The 3,329-nt window shown below is 52.5% G+C and carries 1 tRNA gene and 2 rRNA genes; all 3 read right to left on the bottom strand.

Annotation, left to right across the window (positions count from 1 at the left end):
- Positions 1–2,098: ribosomal RNA gene (locus PY311_RS12475) — 23S ribosomal RNA — on the bottom strand; the annotation flags it as partial.
- A 193-nt stretch (positions 2,099–2,291) separates the two neighbouring features.
- Positions 2,292–2,367 (bottom strand) — tRNA-Glu (locus PY311_RS12480).
- Between the two features lie 85 nt (positions 2,368–2,452).
- Positions 2,453–3,329, bottom strand: a 16S ribosomal RNA gene (locus PY311_RS12485); the annotation flags it as partial.

Genomic DNA, 3,329 nt, shown 5'->3' on the forward strand with positions numbered 1-3,329 from the left:
ATGTTCAGTGTCAAGCTATAGTAAAGGTTCACGGGGTCTTTCCGTCTTGCCGCGGGTACACTGCATCTTCACAGCGAGTTCAATTTCACTGAGTCTCGGGTGGAGACAGCCTGGCCATCATTACGCCATTCGTGCAGGTCGGAACTTACCCGACAAGGAATTTCGCTACCTTAGGACCGTTATAGTTACGGCCGCCGTTTACCGGGGCTTCGATCAAGAGCTTCGCGTTACCGCTAACCCCATCAATTAACCTTCCGGCACCGGGCAGGCGTCACACCGTATACGTCCACTTTCGTGTTTGCACAGTGCTGTGTTTTTAATAAACAGTTGCAGCCAGCTGGTATCTTCGACTGATTTCAGCTCCACGAGCAAGTCGCTTCACCTACATATCAGCGTGCCTTCTCCCGAAGTTACGGCACCATTTTGCCTAGTTCCTTCACCCGAGTTCTCTCAAGCGCCTTGGTATTCTCTACCTGACCACCTGTGTCGGTTTGGGGTACGATTTGATGTTACCTGATGCTTAGAGGCTTTTCCTGGAAGCAGGGCATTTGTCGCTTCAGCACCGTAGTGCCTCGTCATCACGCCTCAGCCTTGATTTTCCGGATTTGCCTGGAAAACCAGCCTACACGCTTAAACCGGGACAACCGTCGCCCGGCCAACATAGCCTTCTCCGTCCCCCCTTCGCAGTAACACCAAGTACAGGAATATTAACCTGTTTCCCATCGACTACGCCTTTCGGCCTCGCCTTAGGGGTCGACTCACCCTGCCCCGATTAACGTTGGACAGGAACCCTTGGTCTTCCGGCGAGCGGGCTTTTCACCCGCTTTATCGTTACTTATGTCAGCATTCGCACTTCTGATACCTCCAGCAACCCTCACAGGCCACCTTCACAGGCTTACAGAACGCTCCCCTACCCAACAACACATAGTGTCGCTGCCGCAGCTTCGGTGCATGGTTTAGCCCCGTTACATCTTCCGCGCAGGCCGACTCGACCAGTGAGCTATTACGCTTTCTTTAAATGATGGCTGCTTCTAAGCCAACATCCTGGCTGTCTGGGCCTTCCCACATCGTTTCCCACTTAACCATGACTTTGGGACCTTAGCTGGCGGTCTGGGTTGTTTCCCTCTTCACGACGGACGTTAGCACCCGCCGTGTGTCTCCCGTGATAACATTCTCCGGTATTCGCAGTTTGCATCGGGTTGGTAAGTCGGGATGACCCCCTTGCCGAAACAGTGCTCTACCCCCGGAGATGAATTCACGAGGCGCTACCTAAATAGCTTTCGGGGAGAACCAGCTATCTCCCGGTTTGATTGGCCTTTCACCCCCAGCCACAAGTCATCCGCTAATTTTTCAACATTAGTCGGTTCGGTCCTCCAGTTAGTGTTACCCAACCTTCAACCTGCCCATGGCTAGATCACCGGGTTTCGGGTCTATACCCTGCAACTTAACGCCCAGTTAAGACTCGGTTTCCCTTCGGCTCCCCTATTCGGTTAACCTTGCTACAGAATATAAGTCGCTGACCCATTATACAAAAGGTACGCAGTCACCCCATTAAGAGGCTCCCACTGCTTGTACGTACACGGTTTCAGGTTCTTTTTCACTCCCCTCGCCGGGGTTCTTTTCGCCTTTCCCTCACGGTACTGGTTCACTATCGGTCAGTCAGGAGTATTTAGCCTTGGAGGATGGTCCCCCCATATTCAGACAGGATACCACGTGTCCCGCCCTACTCATCGAGCTCACAATATGTGCATTTTTGTGTACGGGGCTGTCACCCTGTATCGCACGCCTTTCCAGACGCTTCCACTAACACACACACTGATTCAGGCTCTGGGCTCCTCCCCGTTCGCTCGCCGCTACTGGGGGAATCTCGGTTGATTTCTTTTCCTCGGGGTACTTAGATGTTTCAGTTCCCCCGGTTCGCCTCATTAACCTATGGATTCAGTTAATGATAGTGTGACGAATCACACTGGGTTTCCCCATTCGGAAATCGCCGGTTATAACGGTTCATATCACCTCACCGACGCTTATCGCAGATTAGCACGTCCTTCATCGCCTCTGACTGCCAGGGCATCCACCGTGTACGCTTAGTCGCTTAACCTCACAACCCGAAGATGTTTCTTGCGATTCATCATCGTGTTGCGAAAATTTGAGAGACTCACGAACAACTTTCGTTGTTCAGTGTTTCAATTTTCAGCTTGATCCAGATTTTTAAAGAGCAAATATCTCAAACATCACCCGAAGATGAGTTTTGAGATATTAAGGCAGGTGACTTTCACTCACAAACCAGCAAGTGGCGTCCCCTAGGGGATTCGAACCCCTGTTACCGCCGTGAAAGGGCGGTGTCCTGGGCCTCTAGACGAAGGGGACGTATCAGTCTGCTTCGCAAGACGCCTTGCTTTTCACTTTCTATCAGACAATCTGTGTGAGCACTTCAAAGTACGCTTCTTTAAGGTAAGGAGGTGATCCAACCGCAGGTTCCCCTACGGTTACCTTGTTACGACTTCACCCCAGTCATGAATCACAAAGTGGTAAGCGCCCTCCCGAAGGTTAAGCTACCTACTTCTTTTGCAACCCACTCCCATGGTGTGACGGGCGGTGTGTACAAGGCCCGGGAACGTATTCACCGTGGCATTCTGATCCACGATTACTAGCGATTCCGACTTCATGGAGTCGAGTTGCAGACTCCAATCCGGACTACGACGCACTTTATGAGGTCCGCTTGCTCTCGCGAGGTCGCTTCTCTTTGTATGCGCCATTGTAGCACGTGTGTAGCCCTGGTCGTAAGGGCCATGATGACTTGACGTCATCCCCACCTTCCTCCAGTTTATCACTGGCAGTCTCCTTTGAGTTCCCGGCCGGACCGCTGGCAACAAAGGATAAGGGTTGCGCTCGTTGCGGGACTTAACCCAACATTTCACAACACGAGCTGACGACAGCCATGCAGCACCTGTCTCACGGTTCCCGAAGGCACATTCTCATCTCTGAAAACTTCCGTGGATGTCAAGACCAGGTAAGGTTCTTCGCGTTGCATCGAATTAAACCACATGCTCCACCGCTTGTGCGGGCCCCCGTCAATTCATTTGAGTTTTAACCTTGCGGCCGTACTCCCCAGGCGGTCGACTTAACGCGTTAGCTCCGGAAGCCACGCCTCAAGGGCACAACCTCCAAGTCGACATCGTTTACGGCGTGGACTACCAGGGTATCTAATCCTGTTTGCTCCCCACGCTTTCGCACCTGAGCGTCAGTCTTCGTCCAGGGGGCCGCCTTCGCCACCGGTATTCCTCCAGATCTCTACGCATTTCACCGCTACACCTGGAATTCTACCCCCC

Source organism: Neopoerus faecalis (assembly GCF_029218125.1).
GTDB lineage: Bacteria > Bacillota > Clostridia > Oscillospirales > Oscillospiraceae > Oscillibacter > Oscillibacter faecalis_A.